Source organism: Cytobacillus luteolus (genome assembly GCF_017873715.1).
In the GTDB taxonomy this organism is placed as follows: Bacteria; Bacillota; Bacilli; order Bacillales; family Bacillaceae_L; genus Bacillus_BV; species Bacillus_BV luteola.
Genome location: NZ_JAGGKM010000006.1, coordinates 42,186 through 63,667, shown reverse-complemented (window position 1 = coordinate 63,667; position 21,482 = coordinate 42,186). Strand labels below are relative to the sequence as shown.

22 protein-coding genes are annotated in these 21,482 nt (G+C 37.9%); 14 read left to right on the top strand and 8 right to left on the bottom strand.

Annotation, left to right across the window (positions count from 1 at the left end):
* Nucleotides 1-47: 47 nt before the first annotated feature.
* On the bottom strand, nt 48-1,160 hold the full coding sequence (locus J2Z26_RS17075) for a Fe(3+) ABC transporter substrate-binding protein (protein ID WP_193539825.1): 1,113 nt from the start codon (nt 1,158-1,160) through the stop codon (nt 48-50).
* Between the two features lie 218 nt (nt 1,161-1,378).
* Here J2Z26_RS17075 and J2Z26_RS17070 point away from each other — a divergent pair, with 218 nt between their 5' ends.
* Both J2Z26_RS17070 and pepF read left to right on the top strand, forming a co-directional pair.
* Entirely contained in the window at nt 1,379-2,032 is a 654-nt protein-coding gene (locus tag J2Z26_RS17070) for an HAD family hydrolase (protein ID WP_193539824.1), read from the top strand.
* Between the two features lie 113 nt (nt 2,033-2,145).
* Nucleotides 2,146-3,954 carry an oligoendopeptidase F gene (gene pepF / locus J2Z26_RS17065; protein ID WP_227413879.1) on the top strand — a complete coding sequence of 603 codons (1,809 nt, stop codon included), beginning with the start codon at nt 2,146-2,148 and terminating at the stop codon, nt 3,952-3,954.
* 55 nt (nt 3,955-4,009) lie between these two features.
* Here the strand turns inward: pepF and J2Z26_RS17060 are convergent, their stop codons facing one another.
* Complete coding sequence (locus tag J2Z26_RS17060) at nt 4,010-4,765, bottom strand: thermonuclease family protein (RefSeq protein WP_193539823.1); 756 nt, start codon at nt 4,763-4,765, stop codon at nt 4,010-4,012.
* A 266-nt stretch (nt 4,766-5,031) separates the two neighbouring features.
* Here J2Z26_RS17060 and J2Z26_RS17055 point away from each other — a divergent pair, with 266 nt between their 5' ends.
* Complete coding sequence (locus J2Z26_RS17055; protein WP_193539822.1) at nt 5,032-5,202, top strand: hypothetical protein; 171 nt, start codon at nt 5,032-5,034, stop codon at nt 5,200-5,202.
* A gap of 272 nt (nt 5,203-5,474) precedes the next feature.
* Here the strand turns inward: J2Z26_RS17055 and J2Z26_RS17050 are convergent, their stop codons facing one another.
* From J2Z26_RS17050 to J2Z26_RS17035, 4 genes are all read right to left on the bottom strand, one after another.
* Nucleotides 5,475-6,845: an aldehyde dehydrogenase gene (locus J2Z26_RS17050; RefSeq protein WP_193539821.1), complete on the bottom strand. Its 1,371-nt coding sequence runs from the start codon at nt 6,843-6,845 to the stop codon at nt 5,475-5,477.
* 30 nt (nt 6,846-6,875) lie between these two features.
* Nucleotides 6,876-8,075 carry an iron-containing alcohol dehydrogenase gene (locus tag J2Z26_RS17045; RefSeq protein WP_193539820.1) on the bottom strand — a complete coding sequence of 400 codons (1,200 nt, stop codon included), beginning with the start codon at nt 8,073-8,075 and terminating at the stop codon, nt 6,876-6,878.
* Nucleotides 8,076-8,305: 230 nt separating this feature from the next.
* Nucleotides 8,306-8,740 (bottom strand): MarR family winged helix-turn-helix transcriptional regulator, encoded by a 435-nt coding sequence (locus J2Z26_RS17040; protein ID WP_193539819.1) that lies wholly within the window; start codon nt 8,738-8,740, stop codon nt 8,306-8,308.
* A 32-nt stretch (nt 8,741-8,772) separates the two neighbouring features.
* Complete coding sequence (locus tag J2Z26_RS17035; protein WP_193539818.1) at nt 8,773-9,252, bottom strand: glutathione peroxidase; 480 nt, start codon at nt 9,250-9,252, stop codon at nt 8,773-8,775.
* 165 nt (nt 9,253-9,417) lie between these two features.
* Between J2Z26_RS17035 and glsA the strand changes: the two genes are divergently transcribed.
* From glsA to qoxD, 10 genes are all read left to right on the top strand, one after another.
* On the top strand, nt 9,418-10,347 hold the full coding sequence (gene glsA, locus J2Z26_RS17030) for a glutaminase A (RefSeq protein ID WP_193539817.1): 930 nt from the start codon (nt 9,418-9,420) through the stop codon (nt 10,345-10,347).
* A gap of 175 nt (nt 10,348-10,522) precedes the next feature.
* Nucleotides 10,523-10,663: a hypothetical protein gene (locus J2Z26_RS17025; RefSeq protein ID WP_193539816.1), complete on the top strand. Its 141-nt coding sequence runs from the start codon at nt 10,523-10,525 to the stop codon at nt 10,661-10,663.
* Between the two features lie 11 nt (nt 10,664-10,674).
* Nucleotides 10,675-11,142, top strand: coding sequence for a cytochrome c oxidase subunit II (locus tag J2Z26_RS17020; protein WP_193539815.1), 468 nt, complete (start codon nt 10,675-10,677; stop codon nt 11,140-11,142).
* Between the two features lie 13 nt (nt 11,143-11,155).
* Nucleotides 11,156-12,847 carry a cbb3-type cytochrome c oxidase subunit I gene (locus J2Z26_RS17015; protein ID WP_193539814.1) on the top strand — a complete coding sequence of 564 codons (1,692 nt, stop codon included), beginning with the start codon at nt 11,156-11,158 and terminating at the stop codon, nt 12,845-12,847.
* A gap of 105 nt (nt 12,848-12,952) precedes the next feature.
* The gene (locus J2Z26_RS17010; RefSeq protein ID WP_193539813.1) at nt 12,953-13,585 is read left to right on the top strand and encodes an SCO family protein; all 633 of its coding nucleotides are present in this window, start codon (nt 12,953-12,955) and stop codon (nt 13,583-13,585) included.
* Nucleotides 13,586-13,589: 4 nt separating this feature from the next.
* On the top strand, nt 13,590-14,144 hold the full coding sequence (locus J2Z26_RS17005; RefSeq protein ID WP_193539812.1) for a hypothetical protein: 555 nt from the start codon (nt 13,590-13,592) through the stop codon (nt 14,142-14,144).
* A 597-nt stretch (nt 14,145-14,741) separates the two neighbouring features.
* Nucleotides 14,742-15,731 (top strand): cytochrome aa3 quinol oxidase subunit II, encoded by a 990-nt coding sequence (gene qoxA / locus J2Z26_RS17000; RefSeq protein ID WP_193539951.1) that lies wholly within the window; start codon nt 14,742-14,744, stop codon nt 15,729-15,731.
* The gene (gene qoxB / locus J2Z26_RS16995) at nt 15,721-17,697 is read left to right on the top strand and encodes a cytochrome aa3 quinol oxidase subunit I (RefSeq protein ID WP_193539811.1); all 1,977 of its coding nucleotides are present in this window, start codon (nt 15,721-15,723) and stop codon (nt 17,695-17,697) included. Before qoxA ends, qoxB begins: the two co-directional genes overlap by 11 nt.
* Entirely contained in the window at nt 17,687-18,292 is a 606-nt protein-coding gene (qoxC, locus tag J2Z26_RS16990; protein ID WP_193539810.1) for a cytochrome aa3 quinol oxidase subunit III, read from the top strand. The genes qoxB and qoxC overlap by 11 nt, the downstream gene beginning before the upstream one ends.
* Nucleotides 18,293-18,598, top strand: a complete 306-nt coding sequence (gene qoxD / locus J2Z26_RS16985) for a cytochrome aa3 quinol oxidase subunit IV (protein WP_193539809.1) — start codon at nt 18,293-18,295, stop codon at nt 18,596-18,598. It abuts the gene before it with no gap.
* Between the two features lie 21 nt (nt 18,599-18,619).
* Here qoxD and J2Z26_RS16980 read toward each other — a convergent pair whose 3' ends face one another.
* Complete coding sequence (locus tag J2Z26_RS16980; protein ID WP_193539808.1) at nt 18,620-18,886, bottom strand: hypothetical protein; 267 nt, start codon at nt 18,884-18,886, stop codon at nt 18,620-18,622.
* Nucleotides 18,887-19,320: 434 nt separating this feature from the next.
* Here J2Z26_RS16980 and J2Z26_RS16975 point away from each other — a divergent pair, with 434 nt between their 5' ends.
* Entirely contained in the window at nt 19,321-20,625 is a 1,305-nt protein-coding gene (locus tag J2Z26_RS16975) for a DUF2254 domain-containing protein (RefSeq protein WP_193539807.1), read from the top strand.
* 39 nt (nt 20,626-20,664) lie between these two features.
* On the opposite strand, the gene J2Z26_RS16970 is transcribed toward J2Z26_RS16975, so the two are convergent.
* The gene (locus tag J2Z26_RS16970; RefSeq protein WP_193539806.1) at nt 20,665-21,444 is read right to left on the bottom strand and encodes a DUF4397 domain-containing protein; all 780 of its coding nucleotides are present in this window, start codon (nt 21,442-21,444) and stop codon (nt 20,665-20,667) included.
* Nucleotides 21,445-21,482 lie beyond the last annotated feature (38 nt).

The window sequence follows — 21,482 nt, the reverse complement described above, 5'->3', positions numbered from 1 at the left end:
TGCCGTATCATATATTATGATACGGCATTTTCATATAGCTTCAAAGATTACTTCCAGCCCACTTCATTATAAAGCTTAACTGCATCCGTATTCTTTTCACCAAGAATCGTCATGTTAATGTCTTGTGCCTTAAACTCGCCCCAAGATTTTAATGTTTCAGAAGCTTCAACAGCAGTGTTTGCAGGATATTCATTGTTTCCTTCAGCAAACTGACCTTGAGCTTCTTGGCTTGTCATAAATTCAATGAATTTAATTGCATTCTCTGTATTTTTAGCATGTTTTAGTAACCCAATACCACTTACGTTTACGTGAGTTCCATTTCCATCTTGATCAGGGAAGAATACGCCAACTTGTTCAGCAACTTTTACATCTTCTGGGTTTGTAGAGTTTATTAATCTACCAACATAATAAGTATTAGAGATAGCGATATCACCTTCGCCAGCAACTACTGCTTTAATTTGATCAGTGTCTCCACCTTTTGGCTCACGAGCCATGTTTGCTACAATTCCTGCAGCCCATTCTTTTGCTTTTTCTTCACCATTTAACTCGATGAAAGAAGCTAGTAATGATTGGTTGTAAATATTTTCAGAAGAACGGATAAGGATTTTACCCTTCCAATTTTCACCTGTTAATGCTTCATAAGTAGATAGATCGCTAGGGTTTACACGGTCTTTAGCATATACGATAACACGAGCACGTTGTGTTAAAGCTACCCATTGGTTATCTGCATCGCGAAGATTTTCAGGGATATTACCATTAACTGTTTCGCTCACGATTGGTTGGAATAATTCTTTTTCTTTTGCTCTGTGTAGGTTACCCGCGTCAACTGTAATGAACACATCACCTTCAGTTGCTTCACCTTCACGTGAAAGACGTTCCATTAATTCATCGCCTTCACCTTTGATTACATTTACTTTAATACCAGTTTGCTCAGTGAATGCTGCATAAATTGCATCATCCGTATCATAGTGACGAGCTGTATATAAATTTACTACACCTGAATCTTCCTTCTTTTCTTCAGTTGCAGCAGTGTTTTCCTTAGTTTCTGTTTGTACTTTTTCTTCTTCTTTCTTTGCTGTTTCCTCTGAACTCGAGCAACCTGCCATTAAGCTAATGAGCAGAATAAGTGCAAAAGCCCAAAATAATGTTGTCTTTTTCATTATGTATACACCCCTACTTTTTATTATTTGATAATGAATCTCAATATCACAATACTTATAATAGTTGATAACGATTATCAAAGTCAATAGAATTCTCAAAGTTTTTTTAAAAAAAGTATGGCCAATTTGTGTCATAATTGTTTGTGTGGTTTATAGGTATTGAAATTACAGTTAAATTCAATGTTCCATATACCTTTCAGGGATAGGGTGTGATTAGAGTGATAAAAGCGGTTCTTTTTGACTTAGACGGTACATTATTAAATCGGGATGCTTCTGTAGCCCAGTTTATTCAAAATCAGTATGAACGTTTAGTGGATAGTGTTGGACATATACCTAAGGAAGAATACATAGCTAGATTTATAGAATTAGATGCAAGAGGATATGTGTGGAAGGACACCGTATATCAGCAGATAGTGAAAGAGTATAAAATAACGAAGTTTCACTGGGAAGATTTATTGAAGGATTATATAGAAGAATTTAAGCATAGTTGTGTACCGTTTCCCAATCTTATACGGATGTTAGATGAATTAAAGGGAAAGTCACTAAAGTTAGGGATTATCACAAACGGGCAAGGGAAATTCCAGATGGATAATATCAAGGCACTTGGTATTGAAGAGTACTTTGATATCATCCTTGTGTCTGAATGGGAGGGTCTGAAAAAACCTGATAAACGGATTTTTGAAAAAGCATTACACAGGCTAAATCTGTCAGCTAGTGAGGCGATGTTTATTGGGGATCATCCTGAAAATGATGTGAAGGCATCCATGCAGATGGGGATGGTAGGTGTCTGGAAAAGAGATGCCCAATGGTCGATGGTAGAAGCTGATTATATTGTTAATGATCTTATAGAGATAGTAGATTTAGTTATCTGAATGTTGCTTGTTTTTTGACGAAGGGGTTTAATTCATTCGGATTTTCATTTATACTTAAAATAGTTTCGATACTCGAAATATATTTGATTTTTGTAAATGAAAGGGGAATTTTCATGCCAGAAGTAATGAAAAATACGCTAAGCCGTTCAGAGGTACCTGTAGAACAGACTTGGAACCTGAGTGATTTATTTGAATCGGAGGCTGCCTGGGAGGCGGAACTAGAGGCGATTCAAAACGAAATAGGGTCTGTGACTCAGTATAAAGGTCGACTTGCTGAAAGCCCCAAGACTTTGTTCGCTTGTTTACAAGCTAAAGATGCTTTAAGCGTGCGTGCGACTCGTGTGATGACATTTGCACACTTACGTTCATCAGAGGATGGAACGAATCCTGATAACCAAGCAAATGCAGCACGTGTTGGTTCAGTGTTGTCAGAGATTAGTGCAAATACATCGTTTATTGATTCTGAGATACTTCAACTAGATGAAGAAACTATTGAAACATACATAAAAGAAGAAAAGGGGTTAGCGGACTTCCGTAAGACACTAAATGATCTCTTGGAGACTAAACCACATCGACTTTCTCCTGATGCTGAGGAAATTTTAGCAGCTTTCGGAGAGGTTCATGATGCACCTTACATGATTTATGAAAGAAGCAAAACATCCGATATGAAGTTTTCTTCTTTTACAACGAGTGATGGAGAGGAGCATCCTTTAACATTTAACTCTTTTCCTTCTTATGAAGGTTCAACGGATACGGAGCTACGTAGAAAGGCATATGAGGCATTTACAAATACATTAAAGCAATATCAACATACGTATGCTGCAACTTACGCTACTGAGGTGAAAAAACAAGTCATTGAAGCAAAACTACGAAACTATGAATCTGTTACTGATATGCTTTTACATGATCAACAGGTTACAAAGGAAATGTATCATAACCAATTAGATACGATTCAAACAGAATTGGCACCGCATATGCGTCGTTATGCAAAACTGAAGCAGCGTGTATTAGGTCTCGATAAGATGTATTACAGTGATTTAAAAGCTCCACTTGACCCAGAATTCGAGCCAAAGATTTCATATGAGGAATCTTCAAAGATTATTCTTGAATCATTAAAAGTAATGGGTCCTGAATATATGGAGTTTATGGAACAGGGAATCAATAACCGTTGGTGTGATCTTGCTGATAACATTGGTAAGAGATCAGGTGCATTCTGCTCAAGTCCTTATGGGGTTCATCCATATATTTTAATGACATGGAATGATTCAATGCGAAATACATTTACGCTAGCACATGAATTAGGGCATGCGGGGCATTTTGCATTGGCAGGTCGCTATCAAACGATATCTAATACACGTCCGTCTAGATATTTTGTTGAAGCACCTTCAACGATGAATGAAATGCTATTGAGCCAGCATATTTTATCACAGCCGAATGATGAGCGGATGCGTAGATGGGTTATTTTACAGTCACTAGGAACGTATTATCATAACTTTGTTACGCATGTACTTGAAGGGGAGCTGCAGCGCAGAGTCTATGATTTGGCCGAGCGTGGTAAGCCAATCACTGCGAAGCTATTGAATGAGCAAAAGTTAGAGGCTCTTTCTACCTTCTGGGGAGATGCAGTTGAAATGGATGAAGGAGCAGGCTTAACGTGGATGCGTCAACCTCACTACTATATGGGGTTATATCCTTATACGTATTCTGCAGGACTAACTGCTTCTACTGCAGCAGCACAAATGATACAAGAAGAAGGCCAACCAGCTGTTGACCGTTGGCTATCTGTTCTAAAAGCTGGAGGAACGTTGAAGCCACTTGACCTAATGAAACAAGCAGGAGTAGATATGTCTACACCAGAGCCAATCAAAAAAGCAGTAGCTTATGTAGGCTCACTCATCGACGAACTCGAAAAAAGCTATTAAAATTGGGGCCTGACCCCCGGTGCGTTAAAGTGTTAACGTGCTGGGGTCAGGTTTTTTATTGTTTGGGAGGGCGGAAACCAGCTTTAACAGCTTCTTCTTCGGTGCAAAACATGACCTCGGGTTTTGTTTTCTCATACCATGGAGAGTCAGGGGTATGATATATTTTTTCAGAAGAGGAATTAATATTTCCTTTAATGTTGCAATCTGATGAAATGGAGTCTGTATTTGTATCGGACTCAATCACTTCTGAGTTAAAACCATCTTCTCGTACGTAGTCCTCTATCTCCCAAATACCTTTTCCTTCTTTTTGAGCCGTTCGTTGTAGTGCATTAAATTCATCAACATATCTGGTGTTCGGCGGATACACATAGGCTACTCTAGCAAGCCCTTCTTTTAGTAGTTCCTCTTGCAGCATCTTGCCATCAACATATACATAAGCTAATAGCCTTCCATACTTATCCCTGTTGGCTCCAATATCAAACTCTAATTCGATTGTATTTGCCTGTTGGATTAAGCGATTTGTGAATTCTTTCGCTTCTTGTCCAAAGGGTTGCTTTCCTAATCGGGGATGTGATGTTTCAGGTGTATCAATTAATAAAAACCGAACACTTTCTTCTTTTCCGTTATAGAACACGGAAACTGTATCTCCGTCAATTCCATGGTCTAACTCAACTTCGATTTTAGCGAAAGAAGAGCTATCATTCTGTTCTTCATGAGGTCGATTTGGAATATCGGGAATAGTTATAGTAGAGCATCCATATAGAATGATAGTTAACACAAAAACCATGCTAAACGATAGATATTTACTCATTAATTCTCCATTCCTTTTGCAATCTTTCGAGTCTATTTTAAGTCTCTATTTTAGCAGATTATTAGAAATAACACATTAATACTATGTTTAACGTAGCAAAAGACAATGTGAATTAATACACTAACGCATCACCGCGTCGGGGGTCTGGCCCCAAAACATGTCAAGATTTTTAATAGAATTTTTATAATAAATTTTCTAAAAAGTCGGTATATATTAATTCATGTTAGGTGATTATAAAAATAATTTAATGGGAAGGAGGTAATGTGATGGAAGCAGATATGACGGTTGATGAAGTGATGACTGGGATTCAAAGGCTCATTAAGCTTGAGGAAAATTTGAATAAGAAGAAAATTAAAAAGACTCATCCTCAGTTGATGAAGAATGCACTTTATTATTTTCCTGACTGGGAAAGTGCAATCAAAAAAAGTATTTCGTAAATAGTTACATAGTTAAAAGTCATCTTAGAAATCTTTACAAACTAACTATGATTACACAAGATATAGGGTATTTCTTGTGGGGAGAGTTTGCTGTAGGAAGTAGAGTCCTTAATGGTAGGTTTCTAAAGAATTTCTGATTGTACGAGTAAAGAATCCTCCCATTTTCTGTGAAGACACCTGAGGAAATCTTTGTTTTCGTTTCTGGCAGTTGGCTAAGAAAGCACTAAAGCTCTCGCCGAGTTTTAGGACGAGAGCTCCAGTATACTAATCGTTTATTTAAGTAATAGTTTAATCTTCTTAAGCCCATTTTTCACATTTGGATACCTTAATGGGATATCGAATGCAGTCGTCTGTTTTAGGACGCTTTTTTTGTGTGAAAATGTATCAAAACTTCCCTTGCCATGGTAGGCGCCCGTTCCGCTTGGACCAACACCACCAAATGGAAGATATGGGTTTGCAATATGATAGATTGTGTCATTGATACACCCTCCACCAAATGAAACACTGTTTAGCACTTCCTGTTGAATCTTTTCACTTTCTGAGAAAATATAAAGGGCCAGTGGCTTAGGATGGTTATGAATTCCCTCAATGACTTCTGATAATTGACTATACTCTAGGATTGGTAGAATAGGTCCAAAGATTTCATCCTGCATAACAGGATCTTCCCAAGTAATATTGGTTAGTAATGTTGGTTCAATTAGCAATCTTTCAGTGTCGACCTTCCCTCCAACAAGAGTCTCACCATTAGAAAGAAAGGAAGAAAGCCTTTTAAAATGATTTTCACTAACGATGCGAGTGTAATTTTCATTCTTAAGTGAATTCTCACCATATAACTCCTGTATTGATTCTTTAAAATAAGTAAGGAATTCATCTCTGCTATCTTTATGAAGATATAAATAATCAGGAGCAATGCACGTTTGGCCGGCATTTGTAAACTTACCCCATGCTACCCGTTTTGCAGCTAACTTAAGGTTGGCATCTTTATGAACGATACCAGGGCTTTTTCCTCCTAGCTCTAAGGTAATTGGAGTAAGGTTTTTGGAAGCAGCCTCCATAATTATTTTTCCTACTGGAACACTTCCTGTAAAAAAGATATAATCTGACTTCTCTTTTAACAGAGCTTGGCTTGTTTCGATTCCACCTAATGCTACCGTGACAAACTCTTCTGGAAAGGTATCCTTAATTAATTGAGCCACAACTTCAGAGGTTTTTGGTGTGAATTCTGAAGGCTTTATAATGGCACAGTTGCCAGCAGCAATTGCTCCAATTAATGGAGAAATGGATAATTGAAAAGGATAATTCCAGGGTGCAATAATCAGGGCCACTCCGTATGGTTCGGAATAAATGTAACTAGTTGATCCTATATGAGTAATTGGTGTCTTTACTTTTTCAGGCTTAGCCCATGATCGTAAGTTACTCAGGATAAAGCTTATTTCCTTAAGGACAAACCCAATTTCTGTTGAGTAGGCATCAAACTCTGACTTGTTCAAATCCGCTTTGAGTGAATCAATAAGTTGTTTTTCATTTTTTTGAACAGATGCTTTTAAATCTTCTAAAGCTTTAATTCGGAAGTCGATATCTTTTGTCTTATTTGTACGAAAAAATGCTCTTTGTTTCTTATATATTTCACTATAGTCAGTCATAGTATATTCTCCTTTAGTTTGAAGAGGTATCTATTTTTTAATGAGGTCGTAAAGATAGTATAAATCTTTCTTATCTAAAATCCTAGGAACAGGATATAGAGGATTGGCTTCTTTAAAAGCTCGGTCAACCATAACCGGTATATCGTGATCATTTATGCCACTGATTTTAGTTGGGATATTCATTTGTTGGTTTAGGGATTTGATTGCTTCAATAAACTTTTGAGATTTCTGCTCAGGTGTGTCGGCTGCTTCACCTATGCCTACGAGATCAGCCAGCTCTGATAAAGGCTTATGAACAACTGAACCATAGTATTCAAGGACATATGGCAATATGATTGCATTGGCTAATCCATGGGGTATCGAATAAAAGCCTCCAAGGGTGTGGGCGATGGCATGCACATAGCCGACAAATGCCCGGGTAAACGCAGCACCTGCTAGGTAGGCTGCTTTTTGCATATTTGTGCGTGCAGTGAGGTTTGTACCGTTTGAGTATGCTTCAGGTAGATTTTCAAAAATTAGTTTTGTAGCTTCTAAACTATATTGTCTAGTTTCTGCAGTATTGCTTTTCCCGATATAAGCCTCAACAGCGTGTGTAAGCGCATCCATTCCTGTGGTCGATGTAATATGTAGTGGAAGGTTAACTGTTAGTAAAGGATCTAGAACAGCATAATGTGGCATTAAGGCCATATCAATTATCGCATATTTTTCATGGGTCGTACTATTAGAAATGATAGCAGCCACAGTAGCTTCACTACCGGTTCCAGCTGTAGTAGGAATCGCGAAAAGTGGTGGAATGCTTTTTCGGACCTTAAGTTCACCTTTTAATTGGGGGATTGTCTTATTCGGTCTAGCTATTCGTGCACCTACACCTTTTGCACAATCCATCGGAGAACCTCCTCCAAAGGCAACGAGAGCTTCACAGTTGTTACTCTTATATAATTCTAGTGCTTCTTCAATATTATCTATGGTCGGGTTTGGAATGGTTTTATCATAGATAATAAAGTCGATACCCTCTGATTGTAAGCCTTCTATTAATGGGTTCATTAACCCAATAGAGGTTATTCCTTGGTCTGAAACAATAAGCACCTTGTTAATACCTTTAGCTTTAATAAATGGTGGCAATTTTAATAAACTATTTTCGCCTTCTAATAGCTCCGGCTCACGCCAAGGCAAAATACGTGAAACAACCCTAAAAACCCCCTGATATGATCGACAATATACCTTATACAATAAATCCCCCCACCTTCAATTATAGTGCACTAGCATTTCTACTCTATTAAAACTCTATGTTTACTAATTAGACTTTAAGACGAAATTCCCTTTAAAAAACGCAAAATAAATGTAAAATTATGTCGAATGTGTCGGATGGGGCCTGACCCCCGGTGGTTTAAAGCGTTAAAGTGAGTGGTTCAAAGAAAGCAACAATCCTTCGGACCGTTGCTTTAGGGGAGATGGTAAACTTAGTTTCTTTCTCTTAGCTTTTTATGCAGTTTGTTTAAGTTTTCCATAAGTTGTTCATACTCTTCGAGTTCAATTCTACAAGCTTCTATTTCTTTTGAAATAGTTTCTGTTATAGCAGACTTTTGTTCGTTTGCCTTAGTTTGAAGGTGTACTAAAACCTTTCGTTCATCTAAAGTGGACCGAACCTTATTTAACCACCCATGTCCTTCCATCCGAGTTAGCATGGGAGTGAGTGTTCCAGTTCCTAGGCCAAGTTTTTCTCCTAACTCTTTAACAGTGAGTCCATCTTGTTCCCATAAAGCGACCAGAACTAAGTACTGTGGATAAGTTAAATTAAAGGGCTGGAGAATACTCGTATACAATCTTGTGAATTCACCTGCGGTTTCATAGACTGCAAAGCACAGTTGTTTTTCTAATGTTAAGAAATCGTTCATACTACCACCTGACTGAAAATAGATTTAAAGGGTTATCCTAGAAGTTTTAGTAAGTCTGCTTCTATTTTCTTTGGTTCTGTAGTTGGGGCGTAGCGTTCAACGACTTTTCCATCGCGTCCAACTAAGAACTTTGTGAAATTCCATTTGATATTACTCGTTAAGATACCTTTCTTTTCTTTCTTCAAAAAAGAAAATAGCGGGTCTGCATGGTCTCCGTTTACATCAATCTTTCCAAACATCGGGAAGGAAACACCAAAGTTTAATTGGCAAAATTGAGTAGTCTCATCAATATTCTCAAATTCTTGATTATTAAATTGATCACAAGGAAAACCTAAAATTTCTAATCCCTGGTCCTTGTATTTTTCATATAATTCCTGAAGACCTTTAAATTGAGGTGTGAATCCACACTTACTAGCAGTATTAACAATAATGAGGGGTTGCCCTTGAAAATCCTTTAATGATTTCAGTTCACCGTTTGTCTTCTTCACATTAAAATCATAAACAGTTTCCATGTTATATCCTCCTTTAAAAATTCCGAGTGAGATAAATCGTGTACGATTAAATCTTACACGATTTAAATTCAAGTATCAAGAAATGTGTCTTGTGGGGCCTGACCCCCAGTGCTTTAAAGGGATAAAGTCGGTTTTTTTTGCTCATACTTAGTATGGGTGATGATAATGCCGTGCAGAACGAGTGAGGAATTAAATGAGTTAGTAGAAGAGGCGAAGAAGTATACGGCCGAAGGAAAGGTTGCAGATTATATTCCTGCGCTTGGGAGAGCGAATCCTGATGATTTATCAATCGCGCTTCATTATCCAGATGGCCGTTGTATATCTGCTGGTGATATTGATAAGAAGTTTACACTCCAAAGTATATCTAAGGTAATCAGTCTTGCTCTTGTATTAATTGAAAGCGGACCTGAGTATGTGTTTGAGCGAGTGGGTATGGAACCAACTGGCGACCCTTTCAATTCAATTGTGAAACTAGAAACGATGGGAATAGCAAAACCACTAAACCCCATGATCAATGCTGGTGCATTAGTTGTAACACATATGATTAAAGGGTGCTCCGCCCAGGATCGGTTTGAAAAACTAATTCAATTTGTCCGTGAGTTAACAGGGGATCAAGATATTAGCTACTGTAAAGAGGTAGCCCAATCCGAGTATGATACGGCTGATTTAAACAGGGCACTTTGCTATTTTTTAAAGCAACATCTCATTATCGAGGAAGATGTGGAGGGCCTAATTAGTCTATACACAAAACAGTGTGCAATTGAAATGAATTGTTTGGACTTGGCAAGAATCGGAGAAGTGTTTGCAATGGATGGGGTTGATCCTCTCACTGGAAAGCAGATAATGCCTAAGGATGTTGCACGTATTTGTAAGACATTCATGGTTACTTGTGGAATGTATAATGCTTCTGGGGAGTTTGCGATTAAAATCGGGATACCTGCCAAGAGTGGGGTATCAGGTGGTATTATGGGGTCCGTTCCTGGTAAGTTTGGAATTGGAATATTCGGACCGGCTCTAGATGAAAAAGGGAATAGTATAGCAGGGATTAAACTGCTGGAAATCCTATCAAAAAACTATAATCTAAGTATGTTTTAATGGAGTGGGGCCTGACCCCCGGTGCTGTAAAGCGTTAACGCACCGGGGGTCAGGCCCTATTTTTGTTCATAAATTTGTCACTTTTAGATTTTATACAAGTGATTCAGTTCACTACTATGAGAACGGTTACCATCTAATATGTAAGTATATCAAAAGTATAAGGGGGTACCTTTCAATGGGAGCTAACCATAAAAACAACAATGGTTTAGAGCATGAAACATCGAGAGTAGGAACGTGGATTTCCTTAGGGGTTTTAGCAGCAGTTCTACTTGGTACGTATTTACTATTTTTTGGAGTTTACTTCGATAGATTATAGGAGGGAAAGGCATGAAAATGCATCTTGATGAAAAGATATGGCTATTTTTAAGCTTCGGTATGATTATGGGATTCATGATTTTCACTGGTTACCAAACTTTTGCATTAGAAATGGGACCACCGAGCCATAAGGAAACAATCGATCCGAATAACGTTGATAAAATCGCACCATTTGATAATCCAGGCGTAAAACAAATTGGCGAAAACGAGTACGAAGTAGTAATGACACTTCAGATTTTCAGTTTCACACCAAACAAGATTGAAATTCCAGCAGGAGCAACAGTTCATTTTACGATGACTTCTAAAGACGTTGTACACGGATTTCAAGTCGCAAACACAAACCTAAATGCAATGGTTATGCCAGGACATATTACAAAGATTACTCAAACGTTTGAAGAGCCTGGTGAGTATTTAGTGCTATGTAACGAATATTGTGGTGCAGGTCACCAGTTAATGGCTACTACGATTACGGTTAAGTAAGGAGGGAAAGTCAATGGAAACAGTTGTAAATTCAAATACACAAACGTTTAAAGAAAAAACAAATAGAGTCCTTGGTATAAGTCTAGAGGATGCAAACATCTCAAAATCTTATTTATCTGTTGCATTTATCGCATTATTACTTGGGGGAGCACTTGGTCTTCTACAAGGATTAAACCGGGCAGGATTACTAGAATTACCAGCATGGTTTAACTATTATCAAGTATTAACAGCCCACGGTATACTGCTGGTTGTTGTACTATCAGCATTCTTTACAATCGGTTACTTTTACGCAGCACTCTCTCATACATTAGGTGGACTGCTTCCAGTCGTCAGGAAAATAGCTTGGAACGGCTTCTGGATGAAAATGTTCGGATTTGTTTTAGCTGTCATTCCGATCTTAATGAATGAAGCATCTGTAATGTTTACATTCTATCCGCCAATGGCAGCACACCCGGTATTCTACTTTGGATTAGTATTCATCGTACTCGGAATTTGGGCATTATCGATTGGTGCTTTTATGCAAGTCGCAAGTTGGAGAAAAAGAAACCCTGGACAGCACTTACCAATCCTTTCCTTCTTTGCAACAGGGGTATTTATCCTATTAGTAGGAGCAACGTTATTCGTAGCAGTTGAGGTATTATTCTTAATTATTCCATGGTCACTTGGATGGGTTGATGGAATTAACGTAATGCTTTCTCGTACACTGTTCTGGGCTTTCGGGCATACAGCAGTTAACATCTGGTACTTAACAGCTGTTTCAATGTGGTATGTAATTGTACCAAAAGTAATCGGTGGAACTCGTTGGAACGATTATCTAACTCGTGTAGTTGTAATCGCACTTGTAATCATGAACATCACAGGTGGATTCCACCATCAAATTATTGACCCAGGTATCTCAGAATCCGTTAAATTTATGCATGTATTCATGAGTTTAGCTATTGGTTTCCCTTCGTTAATGACAGCTTATGCTATGTTTGCAGTATTTGAGCGTACAGCTAGAAGAAAAGGAGGAAAAGGTCTTGTTGGCTGGTATAAAAAATTACCTTGGGGTGATGTTCGTTTCCTAGCACCATTTATCGCTATGGCTGCCTTCATTCCAGCAGGTGTTGGTGGAATCGTTCAAAGTACAAACCAATTAAACCAAGTTGTTCATAATACTTTATGGGTAGTTGGACACTTCCATTTAACATTAGGGATGTCCGTTGTAATGACTTTCTTCGGAGTAAGTTACTGGCTAATACCATATTTATCAAAACGCGTACTAACTCCGCAAATGAATAAAATTGGAGTTCTTCAAACGATCATTTGGACAGTTGGTATGCTACTAATGTCTATCTCAATGCACTGGGTTGGAGTATTAGGTTCACCACGTAGAACGTCATACTCAACTTATTTCGATAATGCGACAGCGTTAAGCTGGGATCCATATCTAATGTTCTTAGGAATCGGTGGAACATTATTATTCGTAGCAGTGATCATTCAAGTGTATGCGGTGTTTAACATGATGTTCTTTGCACCAAAAGGGGAAACAGAGTTCCCAATTGCTGATGTAGAAAAAGGAGAAGCAAAAACTCCATATTTGACTGAGCGATGGGGTATCTGGGTAGTGCTTATGATTTTAACAATCGCTATGGCCTACGTTGTGCCAATTGTAGATATGATTGTAAATGCACCACCAGGCTCACCACCATTTAAAACTTGGTAATAAAATGTAAAGAGATAGCTCGGGCAATGGAGGGCTATCTCTTTCTGCTAAAAATGGAAACGCAACATAGATTGAAAATAACGTAGATTTGGGAAGTGATCTCTTATGATCAAAAATCGGCATACGACATTGGCAAGTATGATTGTTGTACTCTTCGGTTGTGTATTGTTCTTTATCGGTACAGATGGATTCAGTGCATTTACGGAGGAAACAGCAAGAGTGAATAAACTAATAGAAGATAAGCCAAAATTCCCTGATGTAATGTTAGAGGACAGTAATGAAAGAACCTACAGTATTTCTGAGTTTGAAAATAAATACGTGTTTATTACGTTTTTATATACAGCATGTATGACGGTGTGCCCGCAGTTAGAAATGAACATGTCTCAAGTGTATGAGTTGTTACCCTCTGAATATATAGGGGAAGAAATTGTATTTTTAAGTATTAGCTTTGATCCTGAGCGAGATGTTCCTGCCACGCTTGATAAGTATAAGGATTACTTCGGCAGTGATGGTGAAACATGGAGAATGGCGAGAGTTCCAGACCAAGCACAATTGGATTCTCTGCTAAAAGCATTTGGTGTGACGGTCATTCCAGATGGATATGGCAACTTTGCTCACAACTCTGCATTTTACTTAGTTGATCGAAAAGGACACCTACAAGAAGTGATGGATTACACATTAGTTGAAGAAGCTGCAACTAAAATTGAGAAACTTATTGCAGCTGAAAAAGGGGAGTAAGTCTATGACACAATTTATCTATGGCCTAGTTATTTTTATCTTTCTAGCACTTCCCCCAGTATCAAACTTAATGGAATCGATTATGGTTGTTCATATGCATATGCAAATGCCGGCTATCGTTGTTGCAGGATTCTTTATGGGAAAATTGTTTCAACTGAAGTTTCCTAGATTTTTTGAAAAATGGAACCAAAACGGAATACCGGGCACTTTATTATTTATCGTCATTATGATTTACTGGACCATCCCACGTATTATGGATGAAACCTTGTTAGAGCCGACGATGCAAGTATGGAAGTTTATCAGTTTGGCCTTTCTAGCCGGAGTACCGCTAAGAGATAGTTGGACAAAGCTCTCTTCAAAAGCAAAAAACACTATTTTCATATTTTTTACGATAAAATATTTGGGAATGGGTGTACTATACATTAATATTGACAATCAATTATGTAATAACTACTTAATGGTTGACCAAATCACCCTCGGCTGGAGCTTTTTAACCACAGCCATTGTCATCATGATCTACCTAGTTTACGAAGCTTTTAGAGACAAAACAGTATACTAAAATAGGGGCCTGACCCCCGCTGCTTTAAAGCTTTATCGCAGTGGGGGTCAGGCCCCTCTTGACATAATTATGTCTAATTTATGTCATAGGCACCGAATACCTTCCGCGATATGTAATTTATCCTCAAAACCGCAGTGGCATTGATTCCTAGATGTTCTACCGAAATTAAATTGCACACAACTTAATCTGGAATTTACTTCCTTTATATTTTTGTCACAACTTAACCGAGTTTCGTATGTTATCATCATAATCACAGTGATAAACATCACAACATAAACGATCAAGTTATGATACATTCACCAAACGTCTTTTCCAATAACACTGTGAGATTTAGAGTTACAAAAACTAAAATTTTTTTGGTGAATATGTGAATGAATGCACAATATCACCATTCTTCTTTGTGAAACAATGAACAATGTATCACGGTCATTTCACAAAAATCACTAATCATTTTTGTCATAGTTGTCATTTCTTTCAGGTCAACTATTTATTTTTTACAACTTTGTGAACTAGTACACAATTTAATCACTATGGTTATATAGTAAATCAAGCAACCAAATTGACTTGCACTTTAAGGAGATGAGTGTCATGAAGTATATGAAACAAAAAGCATTAGGACTACTAGTCTTGGCCTTACTTTTTTTGACTGGCTGTGAATCGAACCTGGTTGTTCTTGATCCACAGGGTCCTGTAGCGAGAAGTATTGCAGACTTAATTAACTGGTCAATCTTCTGGATGCTAATTGTCGTTGTTGTTGTATTCGCGATGTTTGCTTTTATTGTTTGGAAATATAGAGAAAAACCAGAAAACATGGATTATGAGCCACCTGAGGAGCACGGCAGTACTGTATTAGAAATTGTCTGGACAGTTATCCCGATTCTTATCTTAGTTGCTCTAACGATTCCGACCGTAAAAACGCTTTATGCGTTAGAGGAAGTTCCACAAGGTTATGAAGAAACAGAGCCTATTACGATTCATGTTACATCTGCTGACTGGAAGTGGATTTTCAGCTATCCAGAGCAAGGGATTCAAACAGTTAACTATGTAAATATTCCAGAAGACACGCCAATTGATTTTCGTTTAACTTCTGCTGGTACAATGCAATCATTTTGGGTGCCTGCATTAGGCGGACAGAAATATGCGATGGCGAAAATGGAAACTCAAATGTACCTCTTAGCTGATAACCCTGGTTCTTATTTTGGTAAAAACACAAACTTCAATGGCCGTGGGTATGCTGGAATGGAATTTGAAGTACTTGCCCAAACACATGCTGAATTTGAGCAATGGGTGAAGGATGTTAAAAATACAGCACCAAAACTTACAGAGTCAGAATACGAAGAACTGCTTAAACCGACACATTTAGGTCGATTAACGTTTTCTAACACTCACTTAGAATGGGTTAACCATGCTGACATTGATTCTAAATCCTATACAAACCCAGAGTTATATAGATATACCGGGTATCCTGGTAGAATTTTCGACGAAGAAGATAACTACAAAAACAAAGATGAAGACAAAGAATCATCTGAAAAAGAAGAAGATGTAAAAGATAAAGACACCCACGGAGGTGACCACCATGGACATTAAATGGAATGAGATATTAATTACAGGTGATCCTTTAATATTAGGGGCACAGATTTCGATAGTATTAACCATGCTTGGTGTTGTTGGAGGTTTAACTTATTTTAAAAAGTGGAAATGGCTTTGGTCTGAATGGATCACAACTGTAGACCATAAACGTATTGGTATCATGTATATTATTGCTGCTACAATAATGTTTTTCCGTGGTGGAATGGACGGAATGCTTATGAGAGCACAGACGGCTAGACCTGAAATGGAATTCCTAAGCTCGCAGCATTACAACGAAATTTTTACAACGCATGGTGTTATCATGATTCTTTTCATGGCAATGCCGTTCCTTATCGGATTAATGAACGTTGTTATTCCTTTACAAATTGGGGCTAGGGACGTTGCGTTTCCTCAATTAAATGCACTTAGCTTTTGGCTCTTCTTTAGTGGAGCAATGTTATTTAATATTTCCTTTGTTGTCGGTGGATCGCCAGATGCTGGTTGGACCTCTTACTTCCCACTTGCAGGGAAAGAGTTTAGTCCGGGTATCGGTAATAACTACTACGCGATCGCACTACAAATTGCAGGTATCGGAACACTAATGACAGGTATTAACTTTATCGTTACGATTTTAAAAATGAGAACTAAAGGTATGACATTATTAAAAATGCCTATGTTCGCATGGACAACTTTAGTAACGTCAGTAATCATTGTTGCTTCTTTCCCAATTTTCACAGTAGCATTAGCATTAATGACTTTTGACCGTCTGTATGGAACACATTTCTTCACAGTTTCAGGTGGAGGAATGGATATGCTGTGGGCGAACCTATTCTGGTTATGGGGGCATCCTGAGGTATATATCGTAGCATTACCAGCATTCGGTATTTTCTCTGAAGTTATTGCAACATTCTCACGTAAGTCACTATTTGGCTATAAATCAATGGTAGTTTCGATTGTTGGTATTGCGATTTTAAGTATGGTTGTTTGGGTTCACCATTTCTATACAATGGGTTCAGGCGCTCTTGTGAATTCAGTATTCTCAATTACAACGATGATGATTGCGGTTCCGACAGGGGTTAAAATCTTTAACTGGTTATTCACGATGCGAAAAGGTCGGATTAAGATGACTACTGCCATGCTTTGGGCATTAGCATTTGTACCGAACTTCGTTATCGGTGGAGTTACTGGAGTTATGCTTGCAATGGGAGCAGCAGATTATCAATATCACAACACATTATTCTTAGTTGCTCACTTCCATTACGTGCTGATTCCAGGGGTCGTATTCGCTGTATTCGCTGGATTATATTACTGGTGGCCGAAGATGTTTGGTCACATGCTGAACGAAAGAATCGGTAAATGGCATTTCTGGTTATTTGTCATTGGATTTAATGTAACGTTTATGCCAATGTTCTTCTTAGGCTTAAATGGTGCAGTTAGACGTTCATTCACGTACTCTGTTGAGTCAGGATTTGCACCATTATTCCTAGTCTCAGCAATTGGATCTGTAATTTTAGCTATCGGATTTGCGGCATTCTGTTACAACATCTACTGGAGCATGCGTTATGCAGACCGTAACATTTCTAGTGACCCATGGGATGCTAGAACTCTTGAGTGGGCTACAGCTTCTCCGGTTCAACACTATAACTTTGCTAAACTACCAGAAGTTAAGACACTTGATGCTTTCTGGCACATGAAAAAGAATAATGAAGGCTTAACTTTACACGAAAATGAAATTGAGAAAATTCATATGCCAAGTAACTCTGGCCAACCGTTTATTATGTGCGTAGTATTTGGTATCGTTGGATTCTTCCTTGTTTTTGAATGGCATATCCTAGCTGCCATAGCGTCAGTGGGAATTATCGCAGGATTAATCTACAGATCGTTTGATTATAACGATGGATACTATGTGAGCGTTGATGAAGTGAAGGAAACAGAGCAAGCTTGGAGAAAAGGGAAGGCTGAGGTGAACAAATATGTCAGCTAGTGTAAATACGTCATTACCTTTGGAATATCAAACAGAGCAAAACCGCTTTAATATCTTGGGCTTCTGGATATTCCTTGGAGCTGAGATTGTTCTATTTGCAACTCTCTTCGCAGTATATGGAGTATTAAGTGAGCGTTATGCGGGTGGACCTACTCATCAGGATATTATTATTGTAAAAGAAGTAATGATTCAGACATTCCTACTATTAACGAGTAGCTTCACATGTGGTCTAGCAATCTATGAAATGCGCCGTAATAACGTTAAAGGGCTTATCACATGGTTGATTATTACGTTACTTCTAGGTGCAGGGTTCCTCTATATGGAGATTAATGAGTTTATCCATTATATCCATATCGGTGCATCAATGCAGGAGAGTGCCTTCCTTTCAAGTCTTTGGGTATTACTAGGCACTCACGGTGCACACGTTGCATTCGGTATCATCTGGGCAACGATGTTAATCATTCAGCTTTATAAAAGAGGCTTAACACCAGTTACTGCTCGTAAAACATTTATTATCGGACTATACTGGCATTTCCTTGATGTGGTTTGGATCTTTATCTTTACATTCGTATATTTAAAAGGGATGGTGCTATAGATGGCTACTAAAACTATGAGAGGCTTTCCGATAGCTCATGTCGTTGGATTTTTGGCATCGCTGATTTTAACAGTTATAGCGGCTGCTGTTGCTTTAAAAACAAACCTATCGTTTAACGTGGTTATGTGGATTATCGGTTCACTTGCGATTATCCAGGCTGGACTGCAGTTATTCATGTTCATGCATGTGAACGAGGGTGAAGACAAGAAAGCACAGATTATCAATATCGTATATGGTATTTTCATTGCTCTAGTTATCGTGTTAGGTACGATCTGGGTTATGACAGCCGGTCATGCGGCGCATTAAAAATATAGAAAACTCCAGCCATTAACGGCTGGAGTTTTTTGCGTAGTATGCATTTGCAGACTTATTGACTTGATTGTTTTGACTTAGTTCTTCGATTAAAGCGAGGAACATTCCAAATCCGAAAACAAGCATGGAGGATACCATTATGCTAATGCCAACAGATAAAAAGTATCCTTGGCTGATACCGCTTACAAAGAAGCTGAATATCGCAAGCGCAAGGCCGATAATTAATCCAACTGTTGTTATACGTTTAATAAATAATAATGGTTTTAACTGTTTTTCGTTCATCACGTTCAACCCCTTTAGACTTATTATATTATATTTGTTCACAAATTTGTCAAATTTTTTTCGATTTTTAGACAAATTTAGCTGAGGGGAGTTTCAAGTGTATATATTTTTTGTTTTACATTTATATTACTAATCTATGTGTAGAGTTAGGTTATTCGCAAGAATCCACGAGACTCCTGCGGGAGTAGCACGTCAACGGGAGACCCCGCAGGCGAAGCCGAGGAGGCTCCCGGACTGCCCGAAGAGGAATCGCCTTTGAAAAAGCCGGCAGTATGGCATTTTCTATATTCCTCCCGAGGAAAGTGAGTGGATTCTTGCGAATAATCCCATGTATTATCGCTGACCAGTTTAGATTTTACAGAAACAAATAAGTATACCATCCATAGAATAAGACCATAAAAGGAATAGAGTCTAAAATACAAGAGGTAGGTCGCATGAAAAACTTACTAGTAAAAATAAAAAACAGTCTGTGGTTTATCCCTAGTATCTACAGCCTATTAGGACTTATCTTTGCGATTGCGGTCATCTATATTGACCAAAATTATGTCAACAAACATCCACATCTTTTTCCCGACCTTCTATTAACAAATGTTGAATTAGCGACAACGATATCAACCGTTCTATCAACTGCTCTTATTACAATGACGACATTTACTTTTTCCATTAGTATGGTTGTCCTTACGACCTATACTTCCCAATTTTCACCTAGAGTACTGCCTAATTTTATTACGGACAAAAAAACAGCAACAGTATTAGGGGTGTTCATGGGAGGGTTTATTTACTCGATATTCAGCCTTCTTTTTATGAGAAAGTCTTTAGATAATCAGCTAGTAATTTCGGCATTTGTTGGAGTATTTATTGCTATAATCTGTTTGCTGTTTTTCATTTACTTTATAAACTACGTTGGTAAATCGATTCAGGTGGATTTATTAATTGAAAAATTGACAAAAGAAGTGGAGGACATAGGGGACAAATTTAAAAAACTTATAAAAACCAATCTCCTGGAGATCGTTAAAAAAGAATCAAAATACTATGAAAAGAAATATTCCAAGAGTTTTGAGATAAAAGCAAATACAACAGGATATGTACAAAAAATGGACATGGATGTTTTCGTGAAAATAGCAGAAGAATATGATGTTTTTATTTCTGTAAATGAACGAATTGGAGAGTTTCTAACACCAAATACATTGCTATTAACCATCTATTCAAATCAAAATCAGCTAGATCATGAAATCAAGAATCGAGTTCTGAGTGCGATCACATTAGATAGTGTAAGAAGTTCAACACAAGATGTATCTTATGCTTTACAAAAAATTATTGAAATAGGATTACGAGCAACCTCTCCAGCAATTAATGACCCTTATACTGCAAAACATTGCATCCGAAATATAGGGAAGGCTATGGCTAAAATTCTGTGGATAACTGAGGGCAATATGATCTATAAAGATAAAAGGTCGGTTCCGAGAATCTTTATTCCCATATTGGATTTAAAGGAGTTACTATTTTTAACCTTTACCGAATTCAAGTTGGATGGAAAAGAAAATACTAGTACGCTTCATTCGGTCATCGATGCCTTGATTATAATGGCTAAAGAAGATGGTTCGATTAGTAATAGAAAGGTTATATGGGAGTATGTTTGCTATATTATCAATAATAATTTGGACTCACTACATAGAATTGAGAGAGAGTACATAGATAAGAAGTTGGATATTTTACATCGGTATACCCATAGAGAATAAGAAAGAGCAGAATCCACGAGTGTGTTTCTGCTCTTTTTGTTATGGCATTAAAAAAATCGCTTCTAATGATGGTGTTCCTTCAGCTAATCCTACAGCGACTGCTGTATAAGCCTTATTTGGTTGGATATTAACATTAGGTATTGTAAGCACTACGGTATCCGTACCTGCTAAACGCACTTCAAGGTTAACTTGTGCTGGATCAATTTCGATATAGTTTGCAGCATTACCGAACGATACATTTCTAAATAAGACTGGTCCATCTTCAACTGCAATGTCAACTGCTGGAGCATCTGGTGATAGATGAAAGAATCTTACACTAGCCTTGCCAGGTGAAGAGCTGGTTTTATCAGTAACAGGAATAAGTTGAAGATTTTCTACTGTTCCAGCTGCTGCAACAGTAATTGTCGCACCTGGTTGAATCATAACTCTTTGACGTAAAACACGCTGTGCAGGCTTTCCTGTTGGAACGATATCAATGACATATTCACCAGAAGGAACGGAGAGATAATCGCTCACTTGTTTATAAGATACATTCTTTAAAATTTGTTGCCCATTTGCATATACGTCTACTGCTGGTGCATTTGGTGAAGCATGTAATACACGGATGTTAGCCATTCGAGGTGTTGATTCCATCATGTTCATTAGCTGCTGCATGTCAGCTCTGTAGCCCATTGTCATAAGGCGCTGAACACATTGGAAGTGCTTTTGGTAATAATGAATATGTCTTGCTGGGTCTATATACTTGTAATAGTTGGCTAACAGCTCGTATTTAAGGGACTTTTGAACAAGTTGGTCAGTATATTGATAATGATGGTTCATTTTGCCACTCCTTTTAAAAAGTAATACCAAGGTATTGT